This window comes from Pseudomonas sp. NPDC090752, assembly GCF_055584805.1.
In genome coordinates, this window is the sequence record NZ_JBVJLI010000003.1 from 67,900 (window position 1) to 85,981 (window position 18,082).

The 18,082-nt window shown below is 62.3% G+C and carries 14 protein-coding genes; 1 reads left to right on the forward strand and 13 read right to left on the reverse strand.

Annotation, left to right across the window (positions count from 1 at the left end; translation table 11 throughout):
* Window positions 1-6: 6 nt before the first annotated feature.
* On the reverse strand, window positions 7-228 hold the full coding sequence (locus tag ACZ6YA_RS05545; RefSeq protein WP_400798084.1) for a DUF3820 family protein: 222 nt from the start codon (window positions 226-228) through the stop codon (window positions 7-9).
* Between the two features lie 200 nt (window positions 229-428).
* On the opposite strand from ACZ6YA_RS05545, the gene ACZ6YA_RS05550 reads away from it, so the two are divergent.
* Complete coding sequence (locus tag ACZ6YA_RS05550) at window positions 429-905, forward strand: ferritin-like domain-containing protein (RefSeq protein WP_465896065.1); 477 nt, start codon at window positions 429-431, stop codon at window positions 903-905.
* Here ACZ6YA_RS05550 and ACZ6YA_RS05555 read toward each other — a convergent pair.
* From ACZ6YA_RS05555 to ACZ6YA_RS05610, 12 genes are all read right to left on the reverse strand, one after another.
* Window positions 902-2,398 carry a diguanylate cyclase gene (locus ACZ6YA_RS05555; protein ID WP_465896067.1) on the reverse strand — a complete coding sequence of 499 codons (1,497 nt, stop codon included), beginning with the start codon at window positions 2,396-2,398 and terminating at the stop codon, window positions 902-904. The genes ACZ6YA_RS05550 and ACZ6YA_RS05555 overlap by 4 nt on opposite strands.
* A 122-nt stretch (window positions 2,399-2,520) precedes the next feature.
* Complete coding sequence (locus tag ACZ6YA_RS05560) at window positions 2,521-3,855, reverse strand: OprD family porin (protein WP_465896071.1); 1,335 nt, start codon at window positions 3,853-3,855, stop codon at window positions 2,521-2,523.
* Window positions 3,856-4,059: 204 nt separating this feature from the next.
* The gene (locus tag ACZ6YA_RS05565) at window positions 4,060-4,281 is read right to left on the reverse strand and encodes a hypothetical protein (protein ID WP_465896073.1); all 222 of its coding nucleotides are present in this window, start codon (window positions 4,279-4,281) and stop codon (window positions 4,060-4,062) included.
* Window positions 4,282-4,411: 130 nt separating this feature from the next.
* On the reverse strand, window positions 4,412-5,824 hold the full coding sequence (locus ACZ6YA_RS05570) for a heavy metal sensor histidine kinase (protein WP_465896075.1): 1,413 nt from the start codon (window positions 5,822-5,824) through the stop codon (window positions 4,412-4,414).
* Window positions 5,799-6,473, reverse strand: a complete 675-nt coding sequence (locus ACZ6YA_RS05575; protein WP_400797628.1) for a heavy metal response regulator transcription factor — start codon at window positions 6,471-6,473, stop codon at window positions 5,799-5,801. The genes ACZ6YA_RS05570 and ACZ6YA_RS05575 overlap by 26 nt, the downstream gene beginning before the upstream one ends.
* Before the next feature lie 9 nt (window positions 6,474-6,482).
* Window positions 6,483-9,575 carry a multidrug efflux RND transporter permease subunit gene (locus tag ACZ6YA_RS05580; protein WP_465896077.1) on the reverse strand — a complete coding sequence of 1,031 codons (3,093 nt, stop codon included), beginning with the start codon at window positions 9,573-9,575 and terminating at the stop codon, window positions 6,483-6,485.
* Complete coding sequence (locus tag ACZ6YA_RS05585) at window positions 9,572-10,735, reverse strand: efflux RND transporter periplasmic adaptor subunit (protein ID WP_465896079.1); 1,164 nt, start codon at window positions 10,733-10,735, stop codon at window positions 9,572-9,574. The genes ACZ6YA_RS05580 and ACZ6YA_RS05585 overlap by 4 nt, the downstream gene beginning before the upstream one ends.
* Window positions 10,736-10,956: 221 nt before the next feature.
* Window positions 10,957-11,691, reverse strand: a complete 735-nt coding sequence (locus ACZ6YA_RS05590) for a YkgJ family cysteine cluster protein (RefSeq protein WP_465896081.1) — start codon at window positions 11,689-11,691, stop codon at window positions 10,957-10,959.
* Complete coding sequence (locus tag ACZ6YA_RS05595; protein WP_465896083.1) at window positions 11,688-11,999, reverse strand: hypothetical protein; 312 nt, start codon at window positions 11,997-11,999, stop codon at window positions 11,688-11,690. The genes ACZ6YA_RS05590 and ACZ6YA_RS05595 overlap by 4 nt, the downstream gene beginning before the upstream one ends.
* Before the next feature lie 99 nt (window positions 12,000-12,098).
* Entirely contained in the window at window positions 12,099-12,998 is a 900-nt protein-coding gene (locus ACZ6YA_RS05600) for a chemotaxis protein (protein ID WP_465896084.1), read from the reverse strand.
* Window positions 12,999-13,098: 100 nt separating this feature from the next.
* Window positions 13,099-15,342, reverse strand: coding sequence for an autotransporter outer membrane beta-barrel domain-containing protein (locus ACZ6YA_RS05605; RefSeq protein ID WP_465896085.1), 2,244 nt, complete (start codon window positions 15,340-15,342; stop codon window positions 13,099-13,101).
* Window positions 15,343-15,467: 125 nt separating this feature from the next.
* The gene (locus tag ACZ6YA_RS05610; RefSeq protein WP_465896087.1) at window positions 15,468-17,792 is read right to left on the reverse strand and encodes an autotransporter outer membrane beta-barrel domain-containing protein; all 2,325 of its coding nucleotides are present in this window, start codon (window positions 17,790-17,792) and stop codon (window positions 15,468-15,470) included.
* Between the last annotated feature and the right edge of the window lie 290 nt (window positions 17,793-18,082).

Consider the following 18,082-nt stretch of genomic DNA (forward strand, 5'->3'; position numbering starts at 1 on the left):
AATGATTCAGCGCTTATGCTTTTGCCGCAACGGCACCAGCAAATCCCCCAGCCCGTTGTGATCAACTTCGTGCATCAACGCCAACAACCCACCCAGTTCTCCCGCCGGAAACCCCTTGCGCGCAAACCAGGCAAGGTAGTCTCCCGGCAGGTCGGCGATGATCCGACCCTGGTATTTGCCAAAGGGCATGGTGCGGATCACCAGCAGTTCGAGTGTTTCCGGTTTCATCGGCAGTGCCTGGCAGTGAAAGTGCGCCGACCATACTGCAATCTGCACGAGCGACCAAGCGGCAATCATGCAGAACGCCGATTTACGATGTTCATGTGAATATCGTAAGTTATTGATTTATAAGCTATTAATTTAACTCAATGACTTGGCACGAAGGCTGCTCTTGTCTACATGACTATCACCTGCCAAGGAGTTCAGCCATGAGCAACCCAAACAAAGACGTGATCGATGTGCTCAACGACCTGATCGAGTACAGCAAGGACGGCGAGAAAGGCTTCAAGACTTCCGCCGACGACGTGAAAAATCCGGAACTCAAAGCCTTCTTCGTGCAGCGTGCTGGCGAATGCGCCAATGCGGCAGGCGAGTTGCAAAGCGAAGTGCGTCGCCTGGGTGGCGATCCGGAAACCTCCACCAGCATCAGCGGTGACCTGCACCGTGGCTGGGTCAACCTCAAGTCGATGGTCACCGGCAAGGATGAAGAAGCGGTGCTCAACGAAGTGGAGCGCGGCGAGGACCACGCTCTCAAGGCGTACAAGGAAGCCCGCGAGAAGTTGGTCAAACTGGGCCGCTCGGTCAGTGATCCGAGCTACTCCGTGGTCGAGAAGCAGCTGCAAGGCGTGCAACGCAATCACGACCAGGTAAAGGCACTGCGCAACGCTGCCCGCGCCCGCTCTTAATCCGCAGGAACCTCTACCCGGTTACGGCCTTTGGCCTTGGCCCGGTAGAGCGCCTCGTCCGCAGCACCCAGCACGCTCGTCAGATCCTGCTGGGTGCCGGGGACATAGACGCTGATGCCAATGCTGACGGTGACTGAATGGGCATCGTCGGCAAACGGCGCCAAGTCCTCGACGCTGGTGCGAATGCGCTCAGCCAGGAGCCGTGCACCGGGCAGTTCGGTCTCCGGCAATATCACTTGAAATTCTTCCCCGCCGTAGCGCGCCGCCAGGTCCGCCGGGCGCCGGATACAGTGCTCGATAGCTTTGGCCACTTCGCGCAACGCATGGTCACCGCCCGCATGGCCGTGGCGCTGATTGAATGCCTTGAAATGATCCACATCTACCATCAGTACGGCCAACGGCTTGCGGTTACGTTGCGCGCGCGCCCATTCCAGGCGTAGTACCTGGTCCAGTCGACGGCGGTTGGCCAGGCCGGTCAGGCTGTCGGTCGCGGCCAGTGTGGCCAGCCCCTGTTCGGCTTCATGCCGGCGGCGCAGCTCTCGTCCCAGCAGCAAGGTCAGCCAGAGGATGGCGATGCAAAGAACCCCGGTGGCCACGCTGACGACCATCGCAGTGCGCCGCCACGACTGAAACACCTCATCGGCGGAATGAACCACCAAAACGATCAGCGGCAGGTCGGCCACGCGGGCGAAGGTGTACATCCGCTGCCTGTCGGAAATGCTCGATCGGGCACTGAAGCTGCCGCTGCGTTCACCGAGGATGCGCTTGAAGTTCGGCCGGTCGGCAAAGCTGGTGCCGATCAGCGGGTCCTGCTCGCGGTAGGGTTGCCGGGCAAGCAGCTGGCCATCGGCATTGAGCAGGTTGATGCTGCTCTCGGCACCGATGTCCAGGCGTTGGAACAGTTCGCTGAAATAGGACAGGCGCAATGCCCCGGCGGCCAGCCCTGCGAAGCTGCCATCCGGGTGGGAGATGCGCCGGCTGAAACTGATGCACCAGTCGAGGTCACCGAGACGTGCCTTGAACGGTGGGCCAATGAACAGCCCCAGATTGGGGTCGCTACGGTGCGCACGGAAGTCCACGGCGTCGGCGAAGTTGGCCTTGCGCGGTGTCGCGCTGGTGGAGTCGCCCACCACATCGCCGTTTGCGTCGATCCAAAGAATATCGCCGCGCACCGGCGCGGTGAAGGTCTGGTTGAAGAGGATCTGCTGGCGCAGTTTCGGCGCCATCCGCAGCAATTCAGGGTGCTGCACGGCCCAGATCAGCCCGCGCAGGGACTGATCATAAAGCTCGACATTGCGCAGGATGTCGCTTTCGATCAGCTGGACGATGTTGTTGGAGGCGCGGATGGCCGACTGCTCGACGCTGTCGCGCTCACGCGCCAGCAGGTAGCTGACGATGGCCACGATAGCGAGCACGGCAAGGCAACTGCCCAGGTTGAGGATCAGCTCGGGGTGCGACCTGTAGAGTGCGAGACGCGGTAATCGAGTGGGCATGCGCGCTACTGCTGAGGCAGGGCCATTTGCGGCGGGCGACATTCTAGGCAAGCTGCGATTGTCGGACAAGATTTGTCCGACGGAATCGCGAGCGAGAGCAAGCCCTCGCCCGCCAATGGGGGTCAGAACACGTTCAACGGATAATCGACGATCACGCGCAGTTCGTCGTTGTCGCTGTTGCTGTCGATCGACGCATAGCCCTGGCTGCCACGGTGGGTGGCGTAGCGCACCAGAACCGACAGGTCCTTGAAGTCACCTTGCTGGAACACGTACTTCACGTCCAGGTCCCGCTCCCAGTGCATGGCGTTCTTGCCATCGGGGCGGTAGTAGTCGTAGTGGGTGTTGTTCTGGTCGGCCTTGCTCAGGTCGGCCTCACCGCGCGAGTACGACACGGTGGTGCTCAGGCCCGGCACGCCGACACCGGCGAAGTCGTAGCCGTACTGCAGCTTCCACGAACGCTCGTTGGGGGCGTTGAAGTCTGAGTACATGCGCGAGTTGTCCAGGTACACGCTGTCGCCCAGGTTGATGTAGTCGAACGGCGTGTCGCCATTGACCCGCTGGTAGGCGGCGGTGACGCTGTGGTAACCGGCGTTGACCGTGAAGTGCAGGCTATAGGTGTTGTTGTCGATCTTGCCCAGCAGCGCCTGGCCGGTGTCCTGGGTGTGGTAGAAGTGCACGCCCGGGTTGAGGCTGACCAGGTCGTTGACCACGTAGGTGTAGTCGAAGTCAGCGTAGTACTGGTTCCAGATGTCCTTCAGCTCGGCGGCATACAGGTTGGCGGTGATGTTCTCGGTACCGCTCCACGACGCGCCCGCCCAGTTCAGGTGCTTGCTCTTGTCGTGCTCGTCCAGCGACCCGTAGTAGGTGTCGATGCGGCGGTGGCCGCTCTGGTTGTAGGGGTGGGTGAAGCTGACCTGGCCGCCTTCGAGCAGCAGGCCATCGATGCTGGTGTTGGTCAGGCTCACGCCACGGAAGGTCTGCGGCAACATGCGAGTTTCGCCACCGGCGATCACCGGGTTGGTGAGAAACAGATCACCCGCTTTCAGTTCGGTGTCGAAGGCCTTGAGCTTGACCGCCGCGCCAGCGGTGGAGAACGAGTGTGGGGCAGCGCCCAGCTCACCGTCGTCCTTCACATGCTCGGGCAGAATGCTGGTGCCGGCATGGCCGCCACCGCCATCGAGCTTGATACCCAGCATGGCGTGGGCATCGAGGCCAAAGCCGACCACGCCTGGCGTGTAGCCGGACTCGAAGCGGGCGACCGCACCCTGGCCCCACTCGCGCTTGTCGCGCACGCCAGCGTTCTTGTTGTCGCGATTGAAGTAGGCATTTCGGAAATGCAGGTTGAAGGATGAGCCCTCGATGAAGCCATCAGCCTTGTCTTCATCTGCCTGGGCGGCGAAGGGCATCGTTGCAGTCAATGCAATGAACAGCGGGGTAAAACGAAACGCGGAAGACACCGGTACTGGCTCCTTTGGTCTGACGGTGGGGCAGTTTTTATTTTTGAATGTGCGTCTTTTTATAGGTGTACGTTACAGCGGGGCTGATAGTTAGAGCACATAAAAAAAGCCGCTGATCGGCAGCGGCTTCAAAAGGCTAACATATCGGCACCAACGGTGCCCATGGCGTAGCCGAGGGAAAACGGGAGCAGTAGCGGCGCGCGATCAGCTATCGACATTGGCGTCGCTGGTGACTTTCGAAGCTGTCTGTTCTGCGTCTTTGCCAGCGTCGGCCTTGTGTGCGATGGCGTCGCGGGCGTCTTGGTGAACAGCGGCAAGCTCTGCGTTACGGGCAACGAAAGCGGGGGATTCTTCGGCCATGGCCAGGGGCGACAACAACAGGGAAGACAGAACGAAAACACTGGCAATACCCATACTGTTGGACATTTGAAACTACCTTCTTGCGCGGGCAAGTGTGAGTGAGGACGGGGTAAAGTTAGTCCCTTGGGTGCCGCGGAAACAGCGTCTTTGCTGATAAGCACTGTTGCGTAAAAGGTAATTATTGCGGCAAAAGCAATTAGACTTTTGCCGAAAACCCCCGTCCTTGAGCGCTTGGTAGGCGAATGCCAAAAGTATTGGTGCCGGCGTCACTTCGCACAAAAACCGCTCCCCCATGCATCACCGCAATCGCCTTGACGATCGCCAACCCCAACCCATGATTCCCCCCACCACTGTTGCTGCGCGCCGCATCCACCCGGTAGAACCGCTCGAACAGCAGCGGCAGGTGTTCATCATCGATCGCAGGCCCCGGGTTGCTCACGGCAATGCTGACCTGCTCCGGCCCACCTTCGATGTGCACCCGAATCACCTGGTCCGGCGCAGTGTGCTGTACGGCATTGTTAAGCAGGTTGATCAATGCCCTGCGCAACTGGGCTTTCTCGATGGGCGCCTGGGCATCGCCGCTGACGCTGACGCTGACCTGGGCGTCTTCGAGGATGTAGTCGAGATAATCGAGGGTGGTCGCCACTTCTTCGGCCAGTGACGCCTGGGTCAGGGCAGTGACCTTGCTGCCTTGGTCGGCGCTGGCGAGGAACAGCATGTCGTTGATGATGCTGCGCAGACGTTCCAGTTCTTCCAGGTTCGACTGCAGCACTTCGAAGTAATGCTCGGCGCTGCGGCCACGGGTGAGGGCGACTTGGGTCTGGCCGATCAGGTTGGTCAGCGGCGATCGCAGTTCGTGGGCGACGTCGGCGTTGAACGCTTCCAAGCGTGAATAGGCCTGGCTGACCCGGTCGAGGGCGGCATTGAAGGCGCCCGCGAACTGTGCCAGCTCCGGTGCCAGGTTTTCCGTCTGCAGGCGCCCATTCAGGCGTGGTGGAGCCAGGGCCTGGGCTTCGTTGGACAGCGCCAGCAGCGGGCGCAGGCCGATGCGCGCGACCCAATAGCCGAGCACCGAGGCCAGCAGCACCCCAAGCACTGCCAGGCCGACGATGGCCACCAGCAGGCTGTGTTGGGCCTGCCAGAACGTTTCTGTGTCGATGGCGATCAGAAAACGCAGTGGCGGTCGATCGCCCAGGGCTGGTAGTTCACTGACCAGCACTTTGTATGGATAGAAGTGGTCAGGCAAACGCAGGTCGCGCATGCCCGGCGGGCCTTCGGCGAAGGCGCGGACCAGTTCGCTGGGGTGGCCATATTCAAACGCAGGGTTGCTGCCGACCACCCAGAAGCGAATGCGTTTGTCTTCTTCGCTCAGCAGATTGAGCTTGTTGTTGATCTTGGCCCAATGCTCTGGCGTGCCGAAGCGGTTGAGGGTGGACTCCAGCACGCTGTAGCGCGCGTCCAGCTCGGCCGCCGGCAGCAGGTCGAGGCTACGGTCGACCTGGCGGTACAGCGCCGAGCCGATCAGCACGAACACGCCCAGCGCCACCAGCAGGAACAACGCCGACAGGCGCAGGGCGATGGAGTTAACCGGCACGGTTTTCCAGGACATAGCCCATGCCTCGGATGGTATGCAGCAGCTTGTTGTCGAACGGCCCGTCGAGCTTGGCGCGCAGGCGCTTGATGGCCACTTCGACGACATTGGCGTCGCTGTCGAAGTTGATGTCCCAGACCAGCTCGGCGATGGCCGTCTTGGAGAGGATCTCGCCCTGGCGCCGGGCGAGTACGCTGAGCAGCGAAAACTCCTTGGCGGTCAGTTCCAGGCGCTGGCCGGCGCGGCTGGCCTTGCGCGCCATCAGGTCGATCCACAGGTCGCCCACCTGCACCTGCAGCGGTTCGTGGCTGCTGCTGCGGCGGGTCAGGGCCTGCAGGCGGGCGACCAGTTCGAGGAAGGAGAAGGGCTTGCCCAGGTAGTCGTCGGCGCCTTCGCGCAGGCCGTGAATACGGTCTTCGACGCGTTCGCGGGCGGTGAGCATGATCACCGGCGTCTGCTTGCGCGCACGCAGCGCACGCAGCACGCCATAGCCATCCAGGCCTGGCAGCATCACATCAAGCACGATCACGGCGTAGTCACCCTCCAGGGCCAGGTGCAGGCCGTCGATACCGTCCCGCGCGAGGTCGACGGTGAAGCCTTGCTCGGTCAGGCCGCGATGCAGGTAGTCGGCGGTTTTCTCTTCATCTTCGATGATCAGCACGCGCATGGTCTTGTCTCAATGGGTACTTGGCGCAACCGCCGTGGCGGCCTGGCGGCGGTGGAACAGGCGCTCCAGGGCCAAGTATATGACCGGGGTGGTGAACAATGTCAGGGCCTGGCTCACCAGCAGGCCGCCGACCACGGCGATGCCCAGCGGCTGGCGCAGCTCGGCACCGGCGCCGAAGCCGAACATCAGCGGCACCGCGCCGAGCAGCGCGGCCAGGGTGGTCATGATGATCGGGCGGAAGCGCACCAGGCAGGCCTGGCGGATCGCCTGCTCGGGCGTCATGCCGTGGTGGCGCTGGGCTTCGAGGGCGAAGTCGATGAGCAGGATGCCGTTTTTCTTGACGATACCGATCAGCAGCACGATGCCGATCAGGCCCATGATGCTGAAATCCTGCCCGCTGGCCCAGAGTAGGATAACCGCGCCCAGACCTGCAGAGGGCAGGGTAGAGATGATGGTCAGCGGGTGGACCAGGCTCTCGTAGAGCACGCCGAGGATGATGTACACCGCCACCAGCGCGGCGAGGATCAACCACGGTTGGCTCGACAGCGAGCTCTGGAACGCCTGCGCGGCGCCCTGGAAATTGCCGGCGATCGAGTCCGGCATGCCCAGCTCGCGTTGGGTGCGTTCGAGGATCTGCACCGCATCGCCCAGGGCCACGCCGGGGGCCAGGTTGAACGACAGGTTGGCGGCCGGGAACAGGCCGTCGTGGCTGATCGACAGCGGCCCGGTGCTGGGCGCAGCGACATGCGCCAAGGCGGACAGCGGCACCATTTCGTTGGTCAGTGGCGAGCGCAGGTAGAAGAAGTTCAGGCTCTCGGCCTTGCCGCGCTGCTGGGCATCCAGTTCCAGGATCACCTTGTATTGGTTGGTCTCGGTCTGGAACTCGCTGATCTGCCGCTGGCCGAAGGCGTCGTATAGCGCCTGGTCGACGTCGGTGGTGGTCAGGCCGAAGCGCGCCGCGGCCTGGCGATCGATGTCGATGCGGGTGACGCTGGCGCCCAGTTGCAGGTCGTTGGACAAATCGCGGAACGCCGGGTTTTCGCGCAGGCGCTCGGTCAGGCGCTGGGTCCACAGGTTGAGGGCCACGCCGTCGTTGCTTTTGAGCACGTACTGGTACTGGGTGCGCGACGGTCCCGAGCTCAGGTTGATGTCCTGGCCGGCCCGCAGGTACAGGACGATGCCCGGCACCTGGGCCAGCTTGGCGCGCATCCGGTCGATCCATTCGCTGGCTGAGACATCGCGCTCGCCTTGCGGCTTGAGCGAGATCCAGAAACGGCCGTTGGCGATGGTCTGGTTGCTGCCGGTCACCCCGACCGAGTGGGAATAAGCGCGCACTGCCGGGTCATCACCGATGATCTTCGCCAACGCCAGATGCTTCTCGATCATCGACGGGTAGGAAACATCCGCAGCGGCTTCGGTGGTGCCGAGGATGAAGCCGGTGTCTTGCAGCGGGAAGAAGCCTTTGGGTATACCCACATAGCCGGCCACGGCCAGCGCCAGGGTGATGCCGAATACGCCGAGGGTGATGCGCCGGTGGGCCAGGGCGCGGTCCAGGCCTTTTTCGTACCAACCCACGAGGCGGTGACCGAACCCACCGTCGTGGTCGCCGGGCGGGCGGCGCATGAACAGCGCCGCCAGGGTTGGGGCCAGGGTCAGCGACACCACCACCGAGATCAGGATGGTGGCGGTGGCGGTGAGGGCGAATTCCTTGAACAGCCTGCCGACCACGCCGCCCATGAATAGCAGCGGGATGAACGCAGCGATCAGCGAGAAGCTGATCGACACCACCGTGAAGCCGATCTCGCCGGCGCCCTTGAGCGCTGCCGTGCGGCTGTCGTCGCCCGCCTCCAAGTGGCGGTGGATGTTCTCCACGACGACGATGGCATCGTCGACCACGAAGCCCACAGCGATGACGATGGCCACCAGGGTGAGGTTGTTGAGGCTGAAGCCGAATACGTACATCAGCGCGCAGGTGGCGATCAGCGAAACACCCAGCACGCTGGAGACGATGAATGTCGCCGACCACTGGCGCAGGAACAGCGCCATCACGCCGATCACCAGCGCCACGGCAATCATCAGGGTCAGCTCCACCTCGTGCAGCGAGGCGCGGATGGTCTGGGTGCGGTCCTGCAGTACCGACACCTCGACCGAAGCCGGCAGCATTTCCTGTAGGCGCGGCAGGGCGTCAAGCACTCGGTCCACAGTGTCGACGATATTGGCGCCTGGCTGGCGAAAGATCACCAGGTTGAGCCCCGGCTGCTGGCCGGACCAGGCTTTGACGTAGGCGTTTTCGGCGCCGTTGATCACCTTGGCCACGTCTTTCAGGTGCACTGGCGCGCCATTGCGGTAGCTGACGATAAGCTGCGCGTAGTCCTCGGGGTGGAACAGCTGGTCGTTGGCGGCGATGGTCGACACGCTGTGCTCGCCATAGAGCGCGCCCTTGGCCAGGTTCAGGCTGGTCTGCTGGATGGCCAGGCGCACGTCGGCCAGGGTCAGGCCGATGGCCGCGAGTTTTTCTGGTTGCGCCTGCACGCGTATCGCCGGGCGCAGTTGCCCGGTGATGTTGATCAGGCCGACCCCGTCGATCTGGCTGAGTTGGCGCGCCAGCAGGGTTTCGGCGTAGTCGCTGAGTTCGTTGCCGGGCATCTGCGCGGAGCTGACGGTGAGGATCACCACCGGACTATCGGCCGGGTTGACCTTGCGCCAGGTTGGCGGGCTGGGCAGGTCCTGGGGCAGGCGCGCGGTGGCGGTGTTGATCGCTGCCTGGACTTCCTGGGCGGCGGTGTCGATGTTCTTGTCGAGGGTGAACTGCAGGATCAGCGTGGTCGAGCCCAGCGCGCTGCTGCTGGTCATCTGGGTCATGCCGGGGATGGCGCTGAACTGCACTTCCAGCGGCGTGGCCACCGACGAGGCCATGGTCTCGGGGCTGGCGCCGGGCAGTTGGGCGGTGACCTGGATGGTCGGGAAGTCCGCTTCGGGCAGTGGCGCGACGGGCAGGCGCGGGAAGGCGATGGCGCCCAGCAGCACCAGGGCGAAGGTCAGCAGCAGGGTGGCGATGGGGTGGTCGACGCACCAGGCCGAGACACCATTGCGGCTGTTCATGGTTGGCTCCTGCGCTCGGCCATCTCGGCAGGTGCGGGCGCAGCCGGGGTGATCTCGACCCGCGAGCCGGGCTTGAGCCGCGACTGGCCGTCGAGCACCAGCTGGTCACCGGCCTTGACCCCGGCGACGATGTTCAGCGTGCTGTCCTGGTACAGCACCTTGACCGGCACGCTGGTGACCTTGTCGCCGTCGAGGCGGTAGACGAAGTGGCCATCGATGCTGCGTTGCACCACGGTGGGTGGTACCACCAGGGCGTTCTCGTCCATGGCCGTGCGCAGGCGCACGGTGACCAGTTGCCCCGGCCACAGGCGGCCATCCTTGTTGTCGAATTCAGCCTTGACCCGCACAGTGCCGGTGTTGGCCGAAACCTGGTTGTCGATCAGCGACAGGTGGCCTTCACCCAGCAGGTTGCGTTCGCCATCGGCGTCCATGTAGGCCTGCACCAGCGCCGGGGTCGGCGCCTTGAGCAGGCTTTGCAGGGTCGGCAGCATCTGTTGCGGCAGCGAGAACTCCACGGCAATCGGGTCGATCTGGGTCACGCTGAACAGGCCCTGGGTGTCGCTGGTGCGGACCAGATTGCCGGGGTCGACATTGCGGATGCCGACACGCCCGGTGACGGGTGAGCGAATCTGGGTATAGGACAGCTGCACTTCGGCGTTGGCGATGGCGGCCTGGTTGCCCTTGACCGTGGCTTGCAGCTGGTTGACCAGCGCCTGCTGCTGGTCGAGGGTCTGCTTGGACACGCCATCATCGCTGCTGAGCAGGCGGTAGCGCTTGAGGTCGACGCCGGCCACCTGGATCTGTGCCTGGCTCTGGCCGAGCTGGGCGCGGGCCTGGTCGAGGCCGGCGCGGATGCTGCGGTCGTCGAGGGTGGCGAGCAGGTCGCCTTGCTTGACCCACTGGCCCTCCTTGACCAGCACCTGGGTCAGTATCCCTTCGACCTGCGGGCGCACGTCGACGCTGTGCAGCGAAAGTACCGAGCCGATGGCGCTGGCGAAACGCGGGACGTCCTGATGGGCGACGCTGACCACGCGTACCGGGATGGTAGTTTGTGCACGGGCGGCGGGCACCTCGTGGCGTTGGCCGTACCAGATACCCAGGGCCACCAGGGCGAACAGTGCCAGGCTGGCGAGAAGGAGAGCGCGGGAAGGACGTCGCATCGGGGCGGGGACCTAGGCCAAGGGAATGGGGAACACGGGTCAGTACTCAAGCTTATAACCCCCGGACCGGGTCGGCAGCGTGACCGCTGGCTGACAGCGCTGACAGTTTCGTACTGATCAGTACCGGCCTCTTCGCGGGCAGTCCAGGTACCGCACGCCCCTGAGGTGTGGTGGGATTCTTGTGGGAGCGGGCTTGCCCGCGAAGAGGCCGGTACTAACTATCAAAAACCGATGAAGGCGTAGTAGACAGGCGCTTCGCTTGTAGTCTGTAGCCCGAGCGCCCGTAGTGTCACTGTCAGCTCATCATCCTCGACGTGCAAGTTCCACGCGACCTGCTGCCCCCCTGGCACCTGCCCCAGCGCCCCCGCAAACGCCGCCATCTCCGGTAAATATGCAGTAAACCCATTGCCCTTCAAGGCACTGGTAGTCATCCCCAACGCCTGGCATACGGCGACCTTGGACGCAATGTCGTCCCGGTCGGCCAGTCGCGAAGCCTGTACAAGGGCAGCCAGTTGCGGATCGACCGGCCGCGTGCCGTGAATCAGCTCAGGCCCTTGTTCCCAAGCCTCCGGCGGGCAGTCCTTGTTCTCCGGGCGCAGTGGGATATGCGGGTTGATCTCCACCGGATAGATGCGGCAGACCAGCGGCCGGGTGTCGTAGATGGTGCACAGATCGTCATCATCGAGGTTACGGCAGCGCCCGGGGTTGAATGCGGCAAAGGTCACCGAGACGCGCACTTGGCTGTCGCCACACGGCACTGCGTGCGAGCGGCGCATTACATGCTCACGCTGCTCGGCCGGCATCCCCGGCCCGTCCACCACGAAGGCTTCGATCAGCACTACTACCTGGCCGCCAGACGCTGCCCACTGGCGCGACTCGTCCAGCGTCAGCGGTACATGGTGACCGGTGCAGCACTTGCCGCAGCCGGTGCAGGCAAAACGTAGGCTATCGGTCACTTGGCGTTGGGGTTCCACTCACTGATGAAGGCGCGCTGCTGATGGCGGTCGTACAGACATAGCTCGGTGCCGGTGCGTTGCTGCATGTGCTTTTGTGGGTAGACCCCTTCGATGACCAGCGCGCTGAAGCCAACCTGGTCATCGAACTCGGCGGGCTTGCCGCGGGCGTGGGCATTCTTGAACTGGCTGGCGCTCAGGCAGGCCTTGAGCATCTGCTGGCGTTGTTCGTTCCAGGCCTGGCTGCTGGAGGCCTGGGCAACGCCGCTAAAGGCGGCACAGGCAATCAGGAGAAAGCTGAAAAACTTCATACGCAATTTCCAGAAAAGCGTTCAAGGGGCGCGAATTATGCCCCAGTCATCCCTGTCGGCAAGCCAGGGAGTTTGTCGCTGAATATATCAGCATGGTCATCAACGCTCGGCAAACACCACGGTACGCGCCGCCACCACCAGGCAGTCGGTCAGCTCGGGCGATGAGAACTTGGTAAGGATCGCATTGGCACCGGCCAACCTGGCTTTCTCGGCGCTCATGGCGCTGTCCAGCGAGGTGTGCAGCAGCACGTACAGGTGCTGGAAATCCGGTGTTTCGCGCAGGGTGCGGGTGAAGGCATAACCATCCATTTCCGACATCTCGATGTCGGAGACGATGAGGTTGATTTCCTGCGCGGTGCCCTGCAGCTCCAGCAGCACATTGATCGCATCCTTCGCGCTGCGCGCGGTGTGGCAGTCGATGCCGAGGTTGCGCAGGGTATGCACCGACTGCTGCAGTGCCACCTGGCTGTCGTCGACCACCAGAATATTGGCGGCGGCCAGCAGGCTGGCGTCCTCTTCGGTCAATGCACCTGTGGCAGGTTCAGGCTCAGGCGGGGCGATGGCGTGGATGACCTTCTCGATGTCCAGCACCTGCACCAGGGTGTTGTCGACTCGGGTCACGCCGGTAATGAACGAGCGGTTGCCCGAGCCAAAGGGCGGCGGCTTGATGTCGGTGCTCAGGCAGTGAACGATGCGGCTTACCGCCTGCACGTGAAGACCCTGGCGCGAGCGGCTGATCTCGGTGACGATCAGGCAGCCACCGTCGGGGTCGGCCAGTGGGCGTTCGCCGATGGCGCGGGACAGGTCGATCACCGACAACGGGTTGCCGCGCAAGGTTGCCACGCCTTTCACATGCGGGTGCGACTCGGGCAGCCGGGTCAGGGGCGGGCAGGGAATGATCTCGCTGACCTTGAGCAGGTTGATTGCCATCAGCTTGCCGCTGCGCAGGGTGAACAGCAGCAGGGACAGCGAGTCCGCGCGGGCATTGTGCGTGGCCATGGGCGACCTTCAGGTAAGTGTGCGATAGGGGGATGCCGGGTTATTGGCCCGGTATGGCTGAGCTTTAGGCAAAAAAAAGGGGCCTCGCGGCCCCTGAAAATCAGAAGTTGTAACGCACACCAAGGTTAACTCCCCATGGCTGCTCGATATTCTTGCCTTTCATGAAGTCGAAGCCGGCTTGTACCTGCACCCGGTCGGTCACTTGTGCGGCCACACCGGCGCCCAGTTCGATGCGGCTGCCGGACAGGTCATTGTCAAACTTGTTGTTATTGACTTTCACCTGGTTGTTGCGAGCGAACTCATGCGCTGCCGCCACTTTCACGTAGGGCTGCACGAAACCACCGTCACGCAGCGGGAAGGTACGGCCCACATGGCTGCCGACCTTGCCCAGCAGCGAGTCGGCTTTGCTGGCGCTGGCGCGCATGCCATTGTCCAGCTCGTAGCTTGCACCGTCGACCCACAGCGTCGACACCTGGGCGTACGGCTCGACGAACCAGCCGTCGTCCAGCTTGATGTGCTTGCCCACCTCGACCGAGGCACCGATGCCGTTGTTGCTGTAGTCGCCCTTGGCCTTGCGGCCATCGCTCATGCGTACGTCAGAGCTGTTCTTGAAGCGGTTGGCCTTGATCAGCGCGTCGATGTACAGGCCGTCGTCGGCCAACCAGGTGGTATAGGCACCCAGGTAGAAGCTGTCGACCTTGCCAGAAGTGCCGCCAGTCAAGTCCAGGTCAGAGCGGCTGTAACCGCCCATCACACCCACCAGCCACTGGCCATTGCTGGTCGGCAGCGGTGCATCGGCACCAAAGGCGATGCCTTGCTGCACTTGGTCGTAGGCAGCACCGCCACCGGCCTCCACTTTGTACTTGTTGCCATGGGTGCGCACCCAGCCACCGCCCTTTTCCTGGCCGTTGCGCAGTTCGCCCATGCGCGAGCGCAGGGTGGTCGATTCGCCGTACCATACGGTGGGTGCGGCGCTGAACAGGCCGGTGACGGAACGGGTGCCCGGGGTGGTGGTGTCACCCTTGCGTACCAGGAACCAGTCGTCGCCCTGTTGTTCCAGTTCATAGGCGAAGGTACCGAAGTCCACCTGGCCGCCGATCAGGCCGAATTGCGAGGTGCTGCCTTCACCGGTGTGTACCACTTGGTGGGCAGTGACTTCAGCGCTAGGGTCGGTGCCGGTGTTTTCCACCAGCAGTTGGTGCGCGCCGCTGGCCGTGCCGGTGATGTCGAGGAAGTCGCCTTGCTGGTTGGCAAGGTCAGTGCCGAGCATGAAGGTACCGTTGCCGGACAACTCGCCCAGTTGCAGGCGGTTGAAGCTGCTATTACCGTCCGTGCCGCGCAGGTCCACCGTGCCGCCGTTCAAGGCCAGGCTGCCGACCGTGGAGTCGCGGGTCATGGTCCACAGGGAACTGCCGTCTATTGCCATGTTGCTGGCATTGGTGATGGTGCCGGTGAGGCTGGCCTGGTTGGCCAGGGCAAGGTTCAGGGTCGAGCCTTCATTTGCCACGATATCGCCGTCGAGCTGGCTCGCGTTGACCGATACATTGGCCCCGGTCATTTCATCCAGCTCAAGAATGACACCGTTACCACCGAGCAAGGTTGTGCCATTGTTGATCTCGATAGTTACCGGAGTTTCGGCGCGGGTACCGTTGAAAACCCTGATAGCACTGCCTTCGCCACCGGTGACCGATGACTGATCGAGCACTAGATGTGACTTCTGCGTTGGGCTGCCTTGCAGGCTGGAACTGAAGATCACGACACCATTGTTATCGCCCACTATTTGGCTACCTTCACGAATCGAGACCGTTGCGCCAGCGACCACGACCCCGACGCCTCCGGTAATGACGTCGGCGCCAGGCGCTCCAGCCAGCCCTTCGACACGGGTGTTGGCCAGGTCGAGTACGCCATTGCCGGTGACATTGATACCGCGTCCAACACCCGATACGAAACTGTTGCTGATGCGGGCGCTGGAGGGGTCCTCGATACCGTGAATGTGTACGCCGAAGGCTTGAGCAAGGGGGCGTGACGGATCTGCTACGGCAATGATGGAACTGCCGTCGATGACGCCGTGGCTGTTTCTCAAGCGCAGGCCAATGCCCGTGGCATTCAGGCTGGCACCGCTCATGTTCACCGTCGAGTGCTCTGTATCGATTTGATTAGTCACAGCGCCATTGTGAACATTGAGGGTTGCGTCGGCACCCAACTTGTATCCGCGCAGCGGGTCCCCGGGCCTGACGTCGACCGTTTCACCCGGAGGGACGATCAAATCCTCGGCCATGGTTGGAATGGCTACCAGGGGTAAAGTAGCCAGTGCCAAATACAAAGGAGCGTGCTTATGTTTCATGATCAGTTCTCGGCCAAAAAAGGAAGCGAGATTTCATAGGAAACAAGCACCACTAGATGTAGGAATAACCTCTGCTTGTGTAAGAAAAGCCTGATAGATTCACCCCGGCCCTACTCGGCCACCCTCTACCAGGCATAACGTATGCCGACGTTGGCTCCCCAGGGCTGAGTGATGTTCTGGCCATCGCTGTAGAGGAAATCAGCATACCCCTGTAGCGCTTCAGACATCTGCAGCGCGACACCGACGCCCAACTCGCCCCGCCCGCCGGAAAGATCACTCTGGAACTCTGTGTTATTGACTTTCACAGTATTGTTACGCGCAAACTCCTGTACCGCCGCCACCTTCACATAGGGTTGCACGAATCCTCCCGAGGGCAGCGCCATGGTACGGCCGACATGGGTGCCGAGTTTGGCCAGCAGCGAGTCGGCTCTGTTACTGCTAACCTGCATGCCGTTGTCCAGCTCATAGTGTTTGCCGTCTGCCCACAGGGCGGCCACCTGGGCATAAGGCTCGATGAACCAGCCGTACTCGAACTGAATATGCCGGCCAGCTTCCACCGAGCCGCCGAAACCAAAGTTGTCGTAGTCGCCCTTGGCCTTCTCGCCGTCGTTCATGCGTACGTCCGCCTTGTTGGTAAAACGGTTGGCCTTGAGTACTGCATCGAGGTAGTAGCCGTCATTGTTCAGCCAGGTGCTGTAGAGGCCGAGGTAGTAGCTGTTGACGCGGCCATTGCTGCCCAGACGCATGTTCAACTGTGAGTCGCTATAGCCCCCCATCACCCCCACCAGCCACTGACCGTCCTCGGCCGGTAGCGGTGTATCCACGCCGAACGAAACGCCGTACTGGGTCTGCTGGTAGTTGACCTGATCGGTGGCCGAAACTTCGAACTTGTTGCCGTAGGTACGTACCCAGGTTCCACCCTGGCCACGCCCACCCCGTAGCTCACCCATGCGGCTACGCAGGCTGCTCAGTTCGCCATACCAGACGGTCGGGGCGGCGCTGAATACGGCAATGGCGGTTTGTGCGCTGGGCGAAATGATTGGCGTGTCGGCGTTCTGCACCAGGTACCAGTCAGTGTCACGTTGCTCCAGGTGATAGGAGAAGGTACCGACATCCACCAGGCCGTTCTTGTTCAGCACAGTGAACTGCCCCGCGCCGCCACCGGTGCGTACAACGCGCAGCGCGTAATCCTCTTCCAAGGGGTCTACGCCAGTGTTCTGCACGCTCAGACCGTAATTCCCCTCCACTTGCCCCTCGATGTTCACCTTGTCACTGATGTGCCCGGCCAGGTCGGTGCCCAGCCGGAAGCTGCCAGTGCCGCTCATGCTGCTGACGATCAGGTTGTGGAAGGTGCCGTCGCCTGCGCGCATATCGACGGTGCCGCCGTTGAGCGAAAGCGCTCCCACTGTCGAGTCCCCGACCATGGCAAAGGTCGAAGTGGCATCGATGCTCATGCTGTTGACGTCGTGCACGGTACCGAGCAGGCGTGAACCTTTAGCCAGGCTCAACGTCTCGACGGATCGTGCATCACCGGTCATTTGACTTTGATCAAGGCTGAGGCTGGCGACGTTGTTCACCGAGCCGTTGAGTTGAGACGCATTGTTCAACGTCACCGCCGTCTGGTTGCCCGGGGCGGAATTCACATCGCCGTTTATCCGGCTGGCGTCGAGGCTGAGGCTGGCGAGATTGTTGAGGTTGCCGGTGAACACCGAGCCTGCCGCGAGTGTTGCGGTAGCGGTGGAGCCGCTAGGCTCGTTGAGTGTGCCGTTTACCGTGCTGGCGTTCATCGACAGGCTTCTGAGGTTGTCCAACGTACCGGTCAGCGAGGCGCCTTGGACCATGGTCAGGTCGGCTATAGCGCCTTTTGCGGCCAGGATGTTGCCCGACAGGCTACTGGCATCGATGGTGATCGAGGCCTGCGCCACTGCGTCGACGGGGTCGCCCGGCAAGCCGATTTCAATCAGAGTCTGGTTGGCCGCGGAAATTGTCGAACCATTGCCAATCGAGATCACTGCCGTAACGGGAAGTGTGCCAAAGTTGCTGACCACGATGCCACTGCCTTCCTGCGAAGTCAGGCTGGCATTGTCCAGTACCAGGCGCGGTGCTGGGCTATCGAGCGCGTCGGCGAAAACGCCCACGGCGTGGTTGCTGCCCGTGACGCTACTGTTGCGTACTACCGCTTCACCGCCGACCAGTGAAATGCCCAGGCCACTGCTGGCGACGGAGGCGCCTATGCTGCCTCTTGCCGCTACCTGAGAGTTTTCGAGGATGATACCGCTGCGACTGGAGACGTTAATTCCTCTACCAATTCCGGTAATGCGGCTGTTGATGAGCGTGACTGTTGATGCAGCTTCTGTGCTGCCGATGGGTTTTATCAGCGAAAGGCCGGCATTGCTGGCCGAAGTAATCGTGGTGTCGCTGATGATGCCTTCGGACTGCGAGAGATTCACCCCTATCTGAGATCCGCCGGTGACTGTAGCGCCATTCAGCCGTACGACGGAGCGTGCTTGTGCCCTGATTCCTAACGACTCCCCGCCCGGTAACACGTCCAATTGCGCGTTGTTCAGTACCCATGTTTGCGCAGATTCTCCTGGGCTCACCGTGGCACTGGCGCCTGGCGGCAAGTTAGCGGCAACTGCCTGGCCGATGAAAGAGGCAAACAACAAGCCTGAACTGACAGGGAACACGATAAGTTTGATCGTACGCTGGCGTGGCATCGGTAATGGCTCCTGCAGTGGCT

Coding starts and splice junctions, on each gene's coding strand:
- ACZ6YA_RS05555 (WP_465896067.1), bottom strand. CDS start 2,398: ATGCCCACTCGATTACCGCGTCTCGCACTCTACAGGTCGCACCCCGAG.
- ACZ6YA_RS05570 (WP_465896075.1), bottom strand. CDS start 5,824: ATGTCCTGGAAAACCGTGCCGGTTAACTCCATCGCCCTGCGCCTGTCG.
- ACZ6YA_RS05565 (WP_465896073.1), bottom strand. CDS start 4,281: ATGTCCAACAGTATGGGTATTGCCAGTGTTTTCGTTCTGTCTTCCCTG.
- ACZ6YA_RS05605 (WP_465896085.1), bottom strand. CDS start 15,342: ATGAAACATAAGCACGCTCCTTTGTATTTGGCACTGGCTACTTTACCC.
- ACZ6YA_RS05580 (WP_465896077.1), bottom strand. CDS start 9,575: ATGAACAGCCGCAATGGTGTCTCGGCCTGGTGCGTCGACCACCCCATC.
- ACZ6YA_RS05595 (WP_465896083.1), bottom strand. CDS start 11,999: ATGAAGTTTTTCAGCTTTCTCCTGATTGCCTGTGCCGCCTTTAGCGGC.
- ACZ6YA_RS05585 (WP_465896079.1), bottom strand. CDS start 10,735: ATGCGACGTCCTTCCCGCGCTCTCCTTCTCGCCAGCCTGGCACTGTTC.
- ACZ6YA_RS05600 (WP_465896084.1), bottom strand. CDS start 12,998: ATGGCCACGCACAATGCCCGCGCGGACTCGCTGTCCCTGCTGCTGTTC.
- ACZ6YA_RS05575 (WP_400797628.1), bottom strand. CDS start 6,473: ATGCGCGTGCTGATCATCGAAGATGAAGAGAAAACCGCCGACTACCTG.
- ACZ6YA_RS05550 (WP_465896065.1), top strand. CDS start 429: ATGAGCAACCCAAACAAAGACGTGATCGATGTGCTCAACGACCTGATC.
- ACZ6YA_RS05545 (WP_400798084.1), bottom strand. CDS start 228: ATGAAACCGGAAACACTCGAACTGCTGGTGATCCGCACCATGCCCTTT.